17 protein-coding genes are annotated in these 16662 nt (G+C 55.2%); 5 read left to right on the top strand and 12 right to left on the bottom strand.

From position 1 onward, the window contains the following. Window positions 1-71: 71 nt before the first annotated feature. The 5 genes from ACI9KD_RS06280 to ACI9KD_RS06260 all read right to left on the bottom strand — a co-directional run bounded on the left by ACI9KD_RS06280 (window position 72) and on the right by ACI9KD_RS06260 (window position 5728). Window positions 72-881: an SDR family NAD(P)-dependent oxidoreductase gene (locus ACI9KD_RS06280; protein WP_414980306.1), complete on the bottom strand. Its 810-nt coding sequence runs from the start codon at window positions 879-881 to the stop codon at window positions 72-74. Window positions 882-887: 6 nt separating this feature from the next. Then, window positions 888-2459, bottom strand: a complete 1572-nt coding sequence (locus tag ACI9KD_RS06275) for a tetratricopeptide repeat protein (RefSeq protein WP_414980305.1) — start codon at window positions 2457-2459, stop codon at window positions 888-890. Window positions 2460-2470: 11 nt separating this feature from the next. Continuing rightward, window positions 2471-3307, bottom strand: coding sequence for a hypothetical protein (locus ACI9KD_RS06270; RefSeq protein ID WP_414980304.1), 837 nt, complete (start codon window positions 3305-3307; stop codon window positions 2471-2473). A gap of 112 nt (window positions 3308-3419) precedes the next feature. Continuing rightward, on the bottom strand, window positions 3420-4442 hold the full coding sequence (epmB, locus tag ACI9KD_RS06265; RefSeq protein ID WP_414980303.1) for an EF-P beta-lysylation protein EpmB: 1023 nt from the start codon (window positions 4440-4442) through the stop codon (window positions 3420-3422). Window positions 4443-4447: 5 nt separating this feature from the next. Next, a complete protein-coding gene (locus ACI9KD_RS06260; RefSeq protein ID WP_414980302.1) occupies window positions 4448-5728 on the bottom strand; it encodes an NAD(P)/FAD-dependent oxidoreductase in 1281 nt (426 codons plus the stop codon). 168 nt (window positions 5729-5896) lie between these two features. Here ACI9KD_RS06260 and ACI9KD_RS06255 point away from each other — a divergent pair, with 168 nt between their 5' ends. Continuing rightward, window positions 5897-7243, top strand: coding sequence for a glutamine synthetase family protein (locus ACI9KD_RS06255; protein WP_414980301.1), 1347 nt, complete (start codon window positions 5897-5899; stop codon window positions 7241-7243). Window positions 7244-7247: 4 nt separating this feature from the next. Then, on the top strand, window positions 7248-8093 hold the full coding sequence (locus ACI9KD_RS06250; protein WP_414980300.1) for a hypothetical protein: 846 nt from the start codon (window positions 7248-7250) through the stop codon (window positions 8091-8093). An 89-nt stretch (window positions 8094-8182) separates the two neighbouring features. Here ACI9KD_RS06250 and ACI9KD_RS06245 read toward each other — a convergent pair whose 3' ends face one another. Further along, a complete protein-coding gene (locus ACI9KD_RS06245) occupies window positions 8183-8401 on the bottom strand; it encodes a PA3496 family putative envelope integrity protein (protein ID WP_414980299.1) in 219 nt (72 codons plus the stop codon). Between the two features lie 419 nt (window positions 8402-8820). Beyond that, window positions 8821-9339: a shikimate kinase gene (locus ACI9KD_RS06240; RefSeq protein ID WP_414980298.1), complete on the bottom strand. Its 519-nt coding sequence runs from the start codon at window positions 9337-9339 to the stop codon at window positions 8821-8823. A gap of 107 nt (window positions 9340-9446) precedes the next feature. Between ACI9KD_RS06240 and gcvT the strand changes: the two genes are divergently transcribed. Beyond that, on the top strand, window positions 9447-10559 hold the full coding sequence (gcvT, locus tag ACI9KD_RS06235; RefSeq protein WP_414980297.1) for a glycine cleavage system aminomethyltransferase GcvT: 1113 nt from the start codon (window positions 9447-9449) through the stop codon (window positions 10557-10559). Here the strand turns inward: gcvT and ACI9KD_RS06230 are convergent, their stop codons facing one another. The 5 genes from ACI9KD_RS06230 to ACI9KD_RS06210 all read right to left on the bottom strand — a co-directional run bounded on the left by ACI9KD_RS06230 (window position 10560) and on the right by ACI9KD_RS06210 (window position 14300). Next, entirely contained in the window at window positions 10560-11111 is a 552-nt protein-coding gene (locus tag ACI9KD_RS06230) for an HNH endonuclease (protein ID WP_414980296.1), read from the bottom strand. Window positions 11112-11204: 93 nt separating this feature from the next. Next, window positions 11205-13019, bottom strand: coding sequence for a cation:proton antiporter (locus ACI9KD_RS06225; protein WP_414980295.1), 1815 nt, complete (start codon window positions 13017-13019; stop codon window positions 11205-11207). 100 nt (window positions 13020-13119) lie between these two features. Beyond that, a complete protein-coding gene (locus tag ACI9KD_RS06220; protein WP_414980294.1) occupies window positions 13120-13569 on the bottom strand; it encodes a DUF6691 family protein in 450 nt (149 codons plus the stop codon). 236 nt (window positions 13570-13805) lie between these two features. After that, window positions 13806-13994: a hypothetical protein gene (locus ACI9KD_RS06215; protein WP_414980293.1), complete on the bottom strand. Its 189-nt coding sequence runs from the start codon at window positions 13992-13994 to the stop codon at window positions 13806-13808. Window positions 13995-14009: 15 nt separating this feature from the next. Next, window positions 14010-14300 (bottom strand): ArsR/SmtB family transcription factor, encoded by a 291-nt coding sequence (locus ACI9KD_RS06210; protein WP_414980292.1) that lies wholly within the window; start codon window positions 14298-14300, stop codon window positions 14010-14012. A gap of 124 nt (window positions 14301-14424) precedes the next feature. Here ACI9KD_RS06210 and soxC point away from each other — a divergent pair, with 124 nt between their 5' ends. Both soxC and ACI9KD_RS06200 read left to right on the top strand, forming a co-directional pair. Further along, a complete protein-coding gene (gene soxC / locus ACI9KD_RS06205; RefSeq protein WP_414980291.1) occupies window positions 14425-15735 on the top strand; it encodes a sulfite dehydrogenase in 1311 nt (436 codons plus the stop codon). After that, entirely contained in the window at window positions 15719-16657 is a 939-nt protein-coding gene (locus tag ACI9KD_RS06200) for a c-type cytochrome (protein ID WP_414980290.1), read from the top strand. Before soxC ends, ACI9KD_RS06200 begins: the two co-directional genes overlap by 17 nt. The last annotated feature ends 5 nt before the right edge of the window (window positions 16658-16662 follow it).

Below are 16662 nucleotides of genomic sequence, written 5' to 3'. Positions count from 1 at the left end.
AATAAAATAGGGCGCTTAAAGCGCCTTATTTATGGAGTGAGATGACTTGTGCGATGCTCAGGCTGCGGCAGTCATTGGCCCTGCATTTGCCGACCAATGTAGCCCGGGTAAATCACGATCTCATCGCTGTCCAGTGCATTAAAGATATCCTTGGCAGCGATAGCCGGATCTTCCCAGTCCTGCGACATGTCGGCATTCGGATTCACGGCGGGCCCTTGGGCATGCTTACCAATGTTGGTCTTCATTCCTGCAGGGGCTGCGATAATTACTTTGATGTTATCTGCCTCGAGCTCTTTAGCTACGGATTGGAACAAACCCAATAGTGCATGCTTGGTAGCGCCATAGTGGCCATAGCCAGGGGGTGATGGGCGCACCCCCAGAATTGATGCGGTGTTTACGATAGCCCCGCCACCGACCTCCCGCATGGGACCGACAACACGCTGAGCCAGGTCTGCGTAGGCCCAGTAGTTCACTTCAAAGTTGTGATGGGCCTCTTCCAGAGTCATATCCTGGAGTGTCGACAGGTAGGCATAACCTGCATTGTTAAAGAGGTAATCAATGCGTCCAAAGGCCTCCATTGCACGCTCGATAATCTGAGGACGCTCGCTGGCGTTTGCAAGGTCAGCTTCCACCACGATAGCCTCACCGCCGTCTTTTTGAATCTGGTCCGCGAGCGCTTGAGATGGCCCTGCACGCATATCAACCAGAACCAGTTTCATACCCTCGTCCCGGGCAAGCAGGGCTAACTCGTACCCGAGTCCATAGCTACTGCCTGTGATAATGGCCACGCGATCTTTTGTTTCCAAGGCGTTTGCGTTGAGACTTAACAAACCGATGGTGATTACAAGACTAAGCTGCAATAACCGATTCAGTGACTTCATGCTTGATTACTCGTTGTTGGTTTCTTCTAGTGTGAATACGAACAATTCACCCGGCAGCCATTCACCCCGCTCTTTGCGCAGGGGAATAGCTTCTTGATGAAGAAGACTTAATCCGACGTCTTTAGCGCAGCGCTGTACGTAGTCGCTGGAGTGCGCGAAGCGCCCTGACTTTTGGAGCTTGAGCTCACCCTCTTCTAGCCGTTCGGTGCTCAGAACAAAACGCGCGCCCGGATTACATCGTTTGGCGACGCCTTGAAACACCGCTTCGAGCGCGCCGATATAGATCAGCACATCAGCACACAATATGAGGTCGTAGCCGCTGTCGGCATCACGCAACATTGTTGTGACATCACTCATCGTTAGCTGATCGTAAAGGGCTTTTTCTGTTGCCTTTTCGAGCATTGCCGGTGCGACATCGACTCCAGTGAGGTGCTCGCAATAGCTCCGAATTTGTGACCCAACCAAACCGGTGCCACAGCCCAGGTCCAGGGCTTGGCTATACCAGGCATTCTCGCCATCGAGCTTCTCAAGCAAAGTTGGAATCTTCTCGGGGACCGAGTATTCCAGTGATTCGGTAATATGCTTCTCGAAGTTGGCCGCGTAGCTCTGAAACACGGCCCGAGCATAGTCGACATCGCCATGACTGAGATTCTGTCCGGTGATGGCGGCTAGTAAATGCTTGGCCGTCTTGTCATCGGGTTGCAGCTTTAACAGCTGCTGCATATGTTCGCTTGCTTCCTGCTCGCGATTTAGCGCAAGCAGTGTATTGGCGGCACCGCGAAGCGCAGCTTCATTCACTGGGTCGATCCCAAGTACATCCTGATAACCGCGGAGCGCTGCTTCGTGCTTGTTCATGGCGCTGAGGCTGAGAGACACATTCATTAGAGCTTTGCGATGCTTGGGCTCAATGCTCAAGGCATTCTCGTAGGCCTTGACTGCATCGTCGTGCTTGCCTAAATCGTTCAGGAGGTTGCCCAAGTCATTAAAGGCGTCGGTATACAGCGGGTTCAGTTGCAGTGAGCGCCGAAGCGCCTTCAATGCGTTGTCAGCCTGTCCCGCGCCGCGTAAAGCCTTGGCCAGGTTGGCATAAATCTCTGCGTCTGCTTCACCGCGGTTGACCAGTTCCTGATAACAACCAAGCGCTTCTTTATACTGCTTCAGGTCTGTAAAGGCGGTGGCGAGATTATTCAGTGCCTCGGCGAACGCGGGCTCTATGGTCAGCGCAGCCTTGTAGGCTTCTATCGCATGCTCAGGCTCTGCTAGGCGACTAAGAACAACACCTCGAAGATTGTGCAGTGCAGGCTGTTCTGGGTGGAGTCGACAAAGTTTGTTGATATCTGCGCGCGCGGCATCGAGCTTACCTGCGTTTATCAGCTTCGCTACACGGTCAAAATCTGCCGCGCTAAGCGTCGCGTTACTGCTGCCGATTAATGCCTTTAGCGCTTTCTTTGCCTTTTTGTTCCCAGGCTCAGCACTGAGCACCTGTGCATAGAGACGCTTGGCCTCATCCAGGTTCCCACTTTTGGCCAAGCGGGCAGCCTGTTCCAAAGCACCGCTTGCTGTTATTTTTGAGGCCATAAAATTTTTGTCTAGAAGCTGTACGTTAGAGTCAGCGTGGGTCCGTCCAGATCCGTATCAAAGGCTAGTTCGCCTCGAGAGCGCTGTTGGCTAATATCAATATTGGTGATCTGGTATCCCAAAGATGCACCAAATCGATCACTGATCTGATAATGACCCCTCAGGTGGCCATAAACGAAGTCTCCGCTGTATTCATTCACATCCGCCGATAGCCATCCCGCGACGAGACTGACGCCAAACTTGTCGCTAAGCGACCAGGTTGCCGCTCCGCGTAAATTCGGCACCGGCGCTAGCAGCGTGCTGCTTGCTCGCCGAACTTCGCTGCTCTGATCATCAATGCGCACGCTACCGGAAATCTCGGCTCCCAGGTCAAAGGCGTGTATACCGCCGCCGAACATTATTTCGACGTTTTCACTGCGGTGTACTGTGTAGAGAATGTCCAGAATATAGACGTCGATGTTCAGTTCACTACTCAGCTCGGAGCCCGTTGTGAACTCGATACCATCGTAGTTAATGTCCCGCTCTGTGACGCTCTCGCCACTACCGGAGAACTGGTAGGTGCCCGCAAAAATCGACCATTTGGGTTTCAGGCGGTAACGATAGTCTACAAAATAGGAATAGTCCCTCTCTCCCACCCCCAGTTCATCCATATCAATTATCACAGGGTCGAAGTTCTCTGATGTGGCGCTTATCGAAGTGCTTGTTGATTGGCGGGTCATGCCAACCGAAAGCATGTGCTTCCTGTCAAACATGCCTGTTGAAGTACTGTCCGCATCTGACTGCGCCTGCGTGAGGGCAGAGAAACCGATCAGAGTGAGAATTGTCAGAGTCTTGAATGCGTGGGTCATGGTTAGCCTTTTCTTGATGGGCTTTTTGCGTGAGCGCTAGTTTATCTCATGCTCCGGCAAACAGGGCGGGAGTGTGCAATGCCTGCGTTACGCACCGCACAGCCTCACGGCGTCAGGAGGGGTAAATCGGCGCCAGCTGGCGTTTACTCGCAGCGCCAGGACGCTCTACCGCAAGTTTGGGCACCAGATAGCCTGGCCGCAGGGCGCTAAGTTCACCCAATAGCTGTCGGGACCGCTCTTCAGGGACGTCAAAATGAGCCGCCCCCCGGACCTTATCCAGCATATGTATGTAGTAGGGGAGTGCTCCCGCAGCGAAGAGCCGATCACTCAAGGTAGCGAGCACCTGGGCGTTGTCGTTAACGCCAGCGAGTAAGACGGACTGATTGAGCACAGTGATGTTTGCGTTGCGTAGTCGTTTGAGCGCCGCGGCTGTGGGTTCATCAATTTCATTAGGGTGATTGCTGTGCAAGACCAGCACTACCCGAAGCGTCGTCTGGGACAAAGCCTGTAGGAGCGTGTCTGTTACTCGATCAGGGATTACGATGGGAAGGCGCGTGTGAATTCGCAGTGTAAGGTCGCGCTCGTGCTGAGCTATGCGCTGGGCAATGGCGGCGAGCTGCTCGTCCGGCAGTAGCAAGGGGTCCCCGCCACTAAGAATGATCTCTCCAATTGACGCGTCTTCGAGTAGCTGATCGATGGTGCTGAGTCGCTCTGCACTTGACTGCGCGTTGTCTGAATAAGGGTAGTCGCGTCTAAAGCAATACCGACAATTCACAGCGCATTGTCCGGTGACCACGAGTAGCGCCCGACCGCTGTATTTTTGGAGTAGACCCGGTGTTCCAGCATAAAGGCTGGTCTCCGCAAGAGGGTCATTGCTATAACCGGCTGTGATCTCTGTTTCGTCGTGAGCCGCAAGTACTTGTCGCAGCAGGGGGTCTGCCGCGTTGCCTTGCTCCATGCGTGCGGCAAATACCTTGGGCACAAGCAATGGGAAGGCGTTATCTGCAGCTAGAGAGTAGGGTAGCGCCTCAAGTGAGATACCAACTGCAGCGGCTAGATCTGCGGGTGTACGAATGGCCCCCTGCAGCTGTTCCTGCCAGGTCTCTTGTGGAACAACTTTGAGGGCACTAGACACCGACTTCACCCTAGCCGGTCGCGCATAGCGTAGTACAGCATGCCTGCGACCAAGCCCGGCCAGCGCAGCAAGGTGCCGCCGGGAAACCTGGGCGTGGGCACATTGGCCATGATATCGAAGCGCTCTGCCGTGCCGGCAATCGTTTCTGCGAGCAACTTGCCCGCAAGCGTGGCAGTGGGCACACCGTGGCCCGAATAACCGTGAGCATAAAGCACTCTCGGAGAAACGCGCCCCAGCGCCGGCATTCGATTTAAGGTGATAGCTAGGGTGCCGCCCCAGCCATATTCAATGGTCGTATCCGCCAGCTCCGGATATATCTGCGCCATATAGGGTCGGACGAAAGCGGGAATGTCTTTGGGAAAGCGAGACGTATAGGACTCCCCCCCGCCAAAGAGCAGTCTATTGTCGGCAGACAGCTTCCAATAATTGATCACGAAGCGTGAATCGGACATGGATGTGTCATCGCGAATGAGTCGTCGGGCCGTTTCCTCGCTCAGGGGTTCGGTCGCTATCACGTAATTATTGATCGGCATTATCTGCCCGGCGACCCGGGGTTCGAGTTTTCCAAGGTAGCCATTACAGGCCAACAGCAGGTGCTCACACTCCACTCGCCCAGCGTCTGTGTGCACGTGCACATGCGCATTTTCGTCATAACGTGTGACGCGACTGTTTTCATACAGCGTGACGCCCAGTTCCTGTGCAGCGCGTGCAAGGCCCAGACAGTAGTTGAGCGGATGAAGGTGGCGCGCCGCGGTATCAAGTATGGCGCCGTGGAAGCCTTGCGCAGAGGTCATTTGTGCAAGCTCATCAGTCTCGACGTACCGCAGATCACCATAATCGTAGATAGCCTGGAGGTGGTCTACCTCTTCACGAAGCTCGGCGGCGGCTTTTTTGGTAGAGGCTGCATGGAGATTGCCTTTCTTTAGCTCGCACTGAATATTGAACTCGTCGATGAGTTCGCAAACAGTGCTTACGCCCTCAAGCCCCAGGTCCCAAAGCATTCTCGCGCGCTGCTTGCCCACTAGTTTTTCGAGCGTGTACTGATCCGCGCGTTGCCCCGTGCCTACATGCCCCCCATTGCGGCCTGAGGCCCCCCAGCCAAGACGGTTGGCCTCTAACAGCGTGACGCTGTAGCCGCGCTTTCGAAGATGAATAGCGGCTGAAAGCCCCGTATAACCACCGCCAACAATACACACATCACTGCGTTCGTCGCCGGCAAGTGCCGGAAAGCTTTTTGGGTAATTGGTAGTAGCCGCGTACCAGGAGTGGACGTGTTCTTCGCTCATATACTGGAGTGGCACTCGTTATAAAGAATAGGTAGCGCTGCATATTAGCGCAGCCCTCGCCGGCTAGCGATAGCCTCTGATAGCCCCAGCGGAACTAGCCTTTATGGGTATTGCTAGGTCTAAGGGGCTACTGCGATACTCTTGAGGCTAAAACGTAGGAAGCATCGCATGACAGCGAATCACAAGATCATCTCAGACTGGCTCAAGCAACAGCAAATTTCCGAGATTGAATGCCTGGTGCCGGATATGACAGGTAACGCCCGGGGGAAATTCATCCCGGCGCACCAATTCATCTCGCATGCGGACACCCGCCTTCCTGAAAGTATTCTGGTGCAAACCGTGACCGGTGAGTACAGCGACGAACACTGGGACTTTGTTGAGCCCACGGACACGGATATGTTGCTGCGGCCCGACGCGTCTACCATGCGCCTGGTGCCTTGGGCTCGCGAGCCTACCGCGCAGATCATTCACGACTGCTATACCCAGGCCGGCGAGCTACACCCCCTGGCGTCCCGCACGGTACTGCGAAAAGTGCTTGCGGCTTACGAGGAAGCGGGACTGAAACCGGTGATCGCGCCGGAGATGGAGTTTTATCTGGTCGCCCGCAATGAGGATGCGGACTACGAGCTGGTGCCTCCTGTGGGGCGCAGTGGTCGACGAGAAACGGCGCGATTGTCTTACAGTATTGATGCTGTTGCGGAGTTTGAGGATTTTGTCGAGGACATGTACGACTATGCCGATGCTCAGGAGCTGGATGTCGATACGCTGATTCACGAGAACGGCGCGGCGCAGATGGAGATCAACTTCCGTCATGGCGACCCGTTGTCCCTCGCCGATCAGGTATTCGTATTTAAGCGCACCGTCCGAGAGACCGCCCATAAATACAATATGTACGCAACCTTCATGGCCAAACCTATGAAGAACGAGCCGGGTAGTGCCATGCACATTCATCAGAGTTTGCTGGATGCCTCGGGGAACAACGTTTTTGTCGATGCTAATGGTGAGCATTCGGCGGCGTTGTTGAGTTACATCGCGGGACTTCAGCGTTATACGCCGGAGTTGATCAGCCTGTATGCGCCAAATGTGAATTCCTATCGTCGTTTGGCGCCGGATATTTCAGCGCCTATTAATCTTAATTGGGGTTTGGACAATCGCACCTGTGCGTTTCGAGTGCCACACAGTGAGCTTGCCGCTACCCGCGTCGAAAACCGCTTCCCCGGCGCGGACGCGAATCCCTATTTGGCAATTGCGGCATCGCTGGCCAGTGGTCTGCTGGGCATGCAGGAAAAACTCACACCCTCGGCACCGCATCAGGGTACCGCCAATGAAGACAGTGTGGAGGTCGCGCGAACGCTGGAAGAGGGCTTGCGCAACCTGGGTAGTACGCCCGCTGTGCGTGAACTGTTTGGTGATTTGTTCCTGCGCGCTTATACGGCGGTTAAGCTGGATGAGTTTGAAGAGTTCAACCGGGTGATTAGTTCCTGGGAGCGAGAACACTTGCTCCTGCAGGTGTAAGGCCTTGAACGCCGGTTTGTTTGGTCATGGGTTTCGCGGGCGGCTCTTCGTAGCCGTCAAGTACCTCACTTACCTCCTGCTACTGGGTAATGTGTACTTCTTTCTTCAGGAGGAGTCCGCTTCCCTCGAATACACGTTCACGGGACCCATGTCGTTGGGTCAGTACGTGCAGGTGTTCGCTGCAACACTGGATACCACCGCCTGGGTGATTTTACTGTTGCTGTTCGAACTGGAAACCTCGGTTCTTGATGATGAAAAGATTCAAGGGCTCGTAAAAGTCGCACTCCACGGTACCCGTTTAATTTGTGGGGCAGCTATTGTCTGGGCGTTCACCGGTTACTGTGCGGAGCTCATCACCTTGTACAAGGTGACGGTGATGGATGCTTGGAATGGTTGTGCACAGCTCGGGGGTGACTGGTCACTGCTATTGCGTCTGGACGAATACGCACCTCTGGATGCTCAAAACTGCCTGAAAGTCGCGGACACCGCTCTGCGGATCAGTGAGTTCAATATTGTCGCGGACTCCGACACCCTGCGCTTGTCGCGATATCTGGCATGGACCGATGTTATCAACGCGGCGGCCTGGATACTTGTCGTCGTTGTGCTGGAAATCGAAGTGCGATTGCAGTTGCGAGGCAGCCTTACCGATGCGGTCGTAGATGGCACGCGATATCTCAAATACTGCCTGTACTCCACCTTGTTTATTGCCGCGGTGTACTGGGGGTTTGAGGGTAAGTTTCTCGATTTTTATGACGCATGCCTCTGGCTATTTGCGTTTATCTTCATCGAGTTGAACGTGTTTGATTGGCAGCGCGAAACGCAGGACTTACAGCCGCAGCTTGCTAAGTAGTAAGGATATTGTTGCGACAATGGCTTGAAGCCGCGCGTAGATATCGCAGAACGGGATAACGGATACCGATTACAGCGCGGGGCGCTATCTCAGTAGTCGTCTAATTCCAGGTCGTAATCGCCCAGTTCCTCGCGCAGCCGAAACTCCTCGATTTTCTGCTCCGCACGCCGACGTTTTTCTGCCAGCTGATGCTTATGCGAAGAGTCCGTACTCAGGCCTTCGTAGGCCTCTTCCGAAAACTCCCCGATCACAGGTTCGAACAACTCGTCCATGCCGTCTGGGACGGATTTCTGATTGCGATCTCCCACAAACCACCTCCTGATAATTACGAGCCATCCACACATTCAATATCCGGCAGCTCTTTGAGCTAGTCAATCTATCGAGGTATCGGATTTGTATGAAAAATTACGATTAATAAGTGCAAATTTTGTCGAGAAGTTGACGGGCGATCCCGGATTTCATCCTTGAATTCACGCTGCACATCCCTGTGCTAGGGCCATGGGTCGCGTGTCCGGGCGCCTCGTCATGCGTCCAAAGCTGGCCGCCCAAACTTGTTTGCAAACCCTATGCCAGCGTGCCGGCGTAAGTAGCTTGGTCGCCTAATGCCTTAAACGCGGGGCTTTTGATGTACCTATTAGGCGCAAGCTCCGTTCCGCGCAGTCAGGGACACGTACCGGAGCGTGTCGCGAACGTGTCCGTTAGTGGGTTGCCAGGTGGTAGTGCGGGCTCAGGAGTAGAGTTCTTGTACGATCACGGCTGCTATGGCGTCCGCACTGCCGCCAACGGCATTAACTGTGTGCGATGCGAATCGCTCATACAGTGGGGTGCGCTCGTTGTAGACGTCTTCAAAGGTTTGATCGGCGCCACTGGCGATACCGCGTGCAGGATTCGCGGCAACGCGTTGCACAAGGGTTGCTACGTCAGCGCGCATATACACCACCGGCCCTGCCGCACGCAATCGTTTCATGATGGCCTCGCTATAGATCACGCTGCCGCCGGTCGCCAGCACTTGTCCTTGAACATGCTCGCTCAGTAGCACAGCTTCTTCGATGCTGCGCAGATGCAGGTGTCCATCGCCATCTACGATGTCTTGCAGTGTTCTACCCTCTCGGGCCTGGATCGAGAGATCAGTATCGGTAAATCCCAAGCCAATCAGTTTTGCCAGAATGACTCCGACGGTGCTTTTGCCGACGCCGGGCATACCGATCAGGCTGATGGTCTGAAATTGTGTACGGATATTGCTCATGAGGCTTTCCTTTCAAGGAGGTGCATTATCCCGACTTCTGACGAAGGCTCAAAGTCCTGTGAGTGCATGCTAAAGTTCCGGACCACGTTGGTATTGGAAGCACTGAAATGAGTCTCAAGCACACCCCCCTGGATGCATTGCACAGAGAATTGGGGGCTCGAATGGTGCCTTTTGCGGGTTATGACATGCCGGTGCAATACAGCAACGGGATCATTGCGGAGCACCGCCACACTCGCGAGCACGCAGGTTTGTTTGATGTATCGCACATGGGACAATTTATTCTCGAGGGTCTGGGAATTACCAAATCCCTGGAAGCTCTCGTGCCCGTCGATCTGCAGGCATTGGGCGAGCATCGGCAGAGCTATGCGCTGCTTACGAACGATGACGGTGGCGTGAGAGATGATCTGATCATTACTCGCTGGGGTGCAGAAACATTCTTCCTCGTCGTAAATGCCTCCTGCAAAACCGAGGATCGAGCATGGATAGAGTCTCAGCTTACGCCGGAGCAAACCTTGAGAGAGCTCGACGGTCAGGGACTGCTCGCATTGCAGGGACCAAGAGCTAGAGAGGTATTGAGTGGCTTGCTGCCAGAAACCGCAGGCCTGACGTTCCTTCAAGGCGTGCATTGCGAACTGGAAGGCATGCCGGTCTACGTTACCTGCTCGGGATATACCGGAGAGGATGGTTATGAACTGTCCATAGCCGGGGAGCATGCCGAGGCCTTAGCGCGGAAACTTCTGGCGCACGAGGCTACAGCGCCAGTGGGTCTGGGTGCCCGGGATTCGCTGCGACTGGAGTCGGGACTCTGCTTGTACGGTCATGAGTTGTCGCCAACTATCACGCCTATTGAAGCGAAGTTGAATTGGTCTATCAGTAAAGCCCGCCGTCCCGGTGGTGCGCGAGCGGGGGGCTACCCTGGCGCGGAGCGTATAAGTCTGGAGTTGAGCGAAGGGACCGCACGAGTACGTATTGGTATTCGCGTGCTCGGAAAGCGACCAGTCCGAGAGGGGCAGGATGTCCTGAATGACGGCGGTGATGTGGTGGGTGTGATCACCTCTGGAGCCTACGCAGCTACCGTTGATGCGCCTATTGCTATGGCCTTTGTTGATAGCGCCTACGGTGCCTTAGACACTGAGTTGAATGTCGATGTTCGCGGCAAAGCATTGCCTGTAGTGGTTTGTAAGCTGCCCTTGGTACCTCAGCGATACTTTCGCGGCTAATCAGTTGGCCCAGTCCCGGTGTGCTCGAAACTGCTTGGATAGATACTCCATCTGGTCCGCAAGGACGCGATCCTTCGCAAGGTAATGCCACTCGTAGGTATTGGGCCGAAACGGTATTGCCAGTAGTGGCATGCTGGCCTCTTCGGGCGTGAGGTTGTCCTTTTGCCAGTTGCAGCGCTTACAGGCGGCGACCACGTTCTCCCAGCGATCGCTGCCGCCGCGGGACACAGGCATAACATGATCACGGGTTAGCTCCGAGCGACTATGCTGCCTACCGCAATACAGGCAGCGATGATCATCTCGACGAAATAGGGTGCGGTTGCAAAGTGGCGGGGTGAAGCCCTGAACGATACGCCCCTGGAGCGCAACAATAGGCTGTAGATCGATGCGTGAGCGTTTGCCGGAGAGTCGTTGGACGCCTCCGAACACTGGAGGTAATACGTCACCGATGCCGTAGACAACGTCGCCTCGGGCGTAGGCGGATATTGCTTCGTGCAGTGACAGCCAACCGCGAGGCTGTCCTGCCAGGTCCAACTTGAGGATCGCTTGCATGTGTTCCTACTCGTAGTAGGTGAGCCTTACGCTACTGCAATCACCGCCTGTAAACAATCCCCTGATCACATTGAATGTGATGCACCAAAACCCCTATTTGCTACCGGATGACTTCCCGGGAATTCCTTCGTCGTTGTTTTTCCAAATCAGTGCGATGAGGCGCTGCGTACCGGTTTTTTTGTCGAGATAATCAGGGTCGTCAATGACCCGCAGCTTTTGCTTTTCGCCCAGGCTAAACAGCGGTATCAATTGGGCGCCGTTTTCCCGCTTGTAATCCTCAAGGCTGAAGTCTTCGCCCAGTCTAATGGTTTTCATTTCTGCGCCACCGGAGAGCAGGCTGGCGATTTTTTCGAAAGTGATATCCGAGGTGAAGAGACGCGGCGGCGCGTATTCATCGGCAATGCGCGAGCGTTCGGTGTCTTTGCGGTCTTCGCTGTTGCGAAGGCTGAACACTCTTTGGGGACCAAATTCGCTGCGAAACTTCATGCACGCCAGAGTGTTCCAGCGAGAGCGACGGCTCACCGCAAATAGCCGTCCTATTCCTGAGAGCTCCAAATACTGGTCCGCATGCGAAGAGATGGGATCGCCGTAATAGACCTCAAGCCCCGCCATGCGTGCGGCGCGTATTTCTTCGTAGGACGTATCGGCCACTTTCACACGGTAGCCTTGATCTTGAAGAGCCTTGGCCATCGCTCGGGCCACACTGTTGGCACCGACAAATAGCATGCCATTGGGCTCTGCCTCGGCAAGTCCCAATGCCTTGGTCACTCGTCGGGCGCTAAGACTTTGCAACAGTACCGTGGCCAGAATCACCAAAAAGGTTAGGGCGACCAGTGTCGACGCCCCTTCATGCCCAGATTCCTCTAGGCGGATCGCAAACAGCGACGACACGGCGGCAGCCACGATGCCCCGAGGTGCGACCCAGGAGATCAGCGCCTTTTGTTGCCAACGGTAGCCACTGCGTATGGTGGATAGCCACACGATGATTGGTCGCGCTGCGAGGATCACGAGCAGAATAATGGCGCCCTGCCAGCCTGTGGCGATGATCTCGGCTGGATCTACCCGGGCGCCAAGGACCACAAATAACACGGAGATAATCAGGACCGAGAGGCTCTCTTTAAAGCTGAGTATTTCGTTCACTGCGACGTCGCGCATGTTACCCAGCAAGATGCCCATAATGGTCACCGCCAAAAGGCCGGATTCATGGGTAAGCGCGTCGCTGCCGGCAAACACCATGACCACCCAGGCAAGGGTGAGCACGTTGAGCAGATACTCGGGCACCCAATGTCGGCGAAGCACCAATCCCAGACTCCAAGCACCCGCCAGACCCATAAAGGTGCCGGCGCCAATGCTCTGTGCAAAGAGCAAGAGCGAGTTCTGGCCGGTGAGCAGGTACTGGAAGACCAGTACGGCCAACAGCGCACCCACGGGGTCGATCAATATGCCTTCCCAGCGGAGCACCTGACTGACACTGTTTTCGGCGCGCATGGTGCGAAGTAGTGGGTTAATGACGGTAGGCCCGGTTACGATCATCAAGGCTGCAAAGAGCATTGCTATGTCGCCGGAAAGACCCGCTAAATAGTGTGCACCCGCGGCAATCAGTAGCCAGTTAAGTACTGCGCCCCAGCTAACGAGGTTGGTGACTACGGCGCCGTGTCCGCGGATGTCCCGAAACCGGAGCGTCATGCCACCTTCAAACAACACCAGGGCGACACCCAGCGACACCATGGGAAAGAGAATAGGGCCGAACATTTCGTCGGGATTGAGTAGGCCGGTTGCCGGTCCAGCGAGAATACCCAGGGCCAGCAAGGGCAGAATCGACGGTAACTTTAGCCGCCAGGCTAGCCACTGGGCGCCGACGCCAAGTACCAGCACGGCGGCCATGGTGTAGAGAATGGATTGATCCATGAAGGCTAAGGCCTGCGTTTTATTTTAGCCGGCCAGCCTACTGTGATCAGCGAGCGATGGAAAGGGCAAGGAGGGCGCTTTGGTTAGCGCCCACAGGTTTCTACTCGTAGCGATCTTTGAGAACAAAAAAAGCAATGAAAAGCATCGCAATGCTAAAGGGCAGGGCGATGTAGATGCCATTGCTCCCTAGAATCGACTCAAGCGTTTCCGCGCCAAAATTAGCCGGCTGGATAAGCGTGGACTCCAGAAAAGGGAGCGCCAGAGAGAACAGGAAGGCACCGGCAAGAGCAACCAGGAGGGTGAAAATGGCGTCTTTTTTGCCTCCGGCACTGCCAACAACACAGGTCCCAGGGCAGTAGCCGGCGATCGCCCAGCCAATGCCAAAGATGAAGGAACTGAGTGCCAGTTGTGAGATGCCACTAATCAGGTGGCCGCTGGTACAGTCACCTGCGAGTCGCGCCCCGAATAGTAGGAGCACACCGCCAAAAAACGATGCTACGTAGCGCGTTGTCTGAGAGGGGCCAAAAGTTGCCTTCCAAAGTTCGGGCATGGAGCCTTTTCCAGAGCCCAGCTCTTGCCGATGTAAGGTATGGGGAAGTATTCGCTGCCGCTCTCTACATCGTCGGCATTGATTGTGAAGGCGCCGAATTGGCCGTTGATCGGGCTATCTGTGGCGTTGTAGCTGCGCCGGGGCGAGAAAATAGCAATACCGACATCCAGTCGGTCGCCCACGAGCACGCCGGCGGCATCAATAGACTGCTCTGGTGAAGCCGTGCCGGATCCTGCCTAGGCTTTGTTGTGGGTGCCGATGCCATGGGTGAAATACCCGTTCGTGGCTGCAGCATTGCCGGAAATAAAGAGTGCGGTCGCGATGGCGCCACCCGCAAATAGCGTATTTGCTCGCTGTAAACGACTAATTGCGATTTGCTTGGGTCGTATTGGGTCTCGATAGCCAGTGACGCGGTCTAAAGCCACGCCCAAATGGAGGCTTTAGTTTTCGTCATCCGCGCAGTAAAGGTCATAAAGCACACCAATAACCTGAGCTATTTTGTCATCGGTGATCGAGTAATACATGGTTTGAGCATCCCGGCGACTGGCGACCACGCCTTCATGGCGCATGCGCGCAAGGTGTTGAGAGAGCGGCGATTGTTTGACGCCAAGATTGCGGCATAGCTCACCTACAGACTGTTCCCCGAATTTTAACTGACAGAGGACCATTAGCCTGTCTGGGTGCCCCAAAAGCTTCAGCAAATCGCTGACATCGGAGGCGGAGCTCTGCATTTTTTCGAGGTCCATAACATTCCGGGTTTGTTATATGAGAAATTTATAATATATTAACGCATGTGTATGCGTTCGTGAGTCTACTACTGTCTGGCTTGCAGCAACTAATAAGAAGGAAGCCATAATGCAAAAACAACAGCAGCTGGATCAACTGCTTCGATCAGTCGCGGAATCTGCTGGACAGCTGAACGGCGCCGAGAGACGCCATTTTTTGAAAAATGGCCTCGCGCTGCTCGGTGGCGCAGGACTGGCCAGTGCCGCTTCGGGCACTGCAGCGCAGGCAATGCCCCCCGGCATTCCGTCCTGGACCGGGAGTCTTGGCTCCGCCGTCAATACCAATCCTTACGGCATGCCCTCTCCCCATGAGGCGGATTTGCAGCGGCGCACGGTAGAGTGGCTGACCGCTGACAAAATGGCCTCGGTGAGTTTTACGCCTCTAGCGGATCTCAAGGGCATCATTACGCCCAGCGGCGTGGTGTTTGAGCGCTATCACGCGGGATTGCCCGATGTTGACCCCAGCCAGCATCGTTTGATGATTCACGGCATGGTCGATCGTCCGCTGATATTTAGTATGGAAGATCTCATGCGATTCCCTTCGGTGAGCATGATTCGATTTTTGGAATGTCCGGCCAACGGTGGCATGGAGTGGCGTGTAGCACAGATGGATCGACTGCAGTTTTCTCACGGCATGCTGTCCTGCTGCGAGTGGACGGGGGTGCTCTTGTCTACGCTCCTACAGGAGTGCGGTGTACAAAAAGGCGCGAAGTGGATTCTCGCCGAAGGCAGTGACGGATCGCATATGAGTCGCAGCATTCCCATGGAGAAGGCCATGGACGACGCACTCATCGTGTACGCACAAAATGGTGAGGCTTTGCGCCCGGAGCAAGGCTATCCCGTGCGCCTTATCAATCCCGGCTGGGAAGGCAACACCTGTGTGAAGTGGCTGCGACGCTTAGAGATTGGCGATAAACCCTGGTACCACCGCGAAGAGACCTCCAAATACACGGACTTGCTGCCCAGCGGAAAAGCGCGGGAGTTCACGTTTGTGCAGGAGGCGAACTCCGTTTTGACCAACCCCTGCCCCGAGAAGCCCCTGACTAAGCCCGGCAAGCTTTGGGTGGAGGGACTCGCCTGGTCCGGCCGCGGACGCATCAAACACGTCGACGTGTCCTTTGACGGCGGTGTGAGCTGGCGCGAAGCGCGCTTTACCAGCATTGTTGAGCCCCGAGCTTTGACACGCTTTGGCGTTGAATGGGACTGGAATGGTAATCCCGCGCTACTCCAAAGTCGTGCCGTGGATGAAACCGACTATGTGCAGCCTACCTATCGTCAGCTGCGCGATGCTCGAGGTTCCTCATCGATTTATCACAAGAACGCTATCCACACCTGGAAACTCAACGGCGATGGGAGTGTGGTCAATGCCCAGCTTGCGTAATTACTTTATTGCTGTCGCTTTGGGTGCCAGCGTCTTTGCAACGCCTACGCTGTTCGCCGCCGAGCAAGCCCGTTTTGGTTATGGCAGCCCCGCCAGCGCCGAGCAAATTGCTGGCTGGGATATTGATGTGCGTCCCGACGGACAAGGCTTACCGCCCGGGGAAGGTTCTGTAGAAGACGGCGAGGAGCTCTACGAAGAAAAATGTGCGCTGTGCCACGGCTCCTTCGGTGAGAGCGTCGGCGGTTACCCAGCGCTGGCAGGAGGCGATGGAAGCCTGACTGATCCGCGTCCCAAAAAGACGGTGGGCAGCTACTGGCGTTACACAAGTACGCTTTGGGACTACATACACCGTGCGATGCCTTTCACTCAGCCCGAGTCTCTAACTGATGATGAGGTCTATGCGATTACCGCTTATGTGCTGCATCTGAATGACATTGTGGATTATGACTTTGTACTGACTCGCGACAATCTCGCCAGTATACGTTTGCCCAACGAAGACAATTTTATTCCCGATGAACGTCCCGACACGCGCAACAAGCGGTGTATGAAGCGCTGCAAGAATCCTGATGAGGTGATCGTTGCCTCGGAAGCGGCGGCCTACGTTGCAGAGGGCGGCCCCGATGCGCTGTATAGCCAGGGTGACGCTCAGGAAGACGGCGTCGTGACGACGGTAATGGGCAGTGGGGTTTACGAGCGCCACTGTGCCTTATGTCATGCGGGCGGTATTGGCGGCGCGCCGATGATGGGCGATGCAGATGCCTGGGCCTCACGACTCGATCAGGGAATGGACGTTTTGTACCAACACGCCATTGAAGGGTATTCCGGCGAAGACGGCATCATGCCTCCCAAAGGTGGTTTCGTGAATCTGCCGAACAGTGAGGTAAACCTGGCGGTGGACTATATTGTGGAGCAGAGTCAATGAGGGAC

Origin of the sequence: Congregibacter sp., from assembly GCF_047617445.1 — a bacterium.
GTDB lineage: Bacteria > Pseudomonadota > Gammaproteobacteria > Pseudomonadales > Halieaceae > Congregibacter.
The sequence above is the reverse complement of the archived record's forward strand: the minus strand, read 5'-3'. Positions and strand labels throughout refer to the sequence as shown.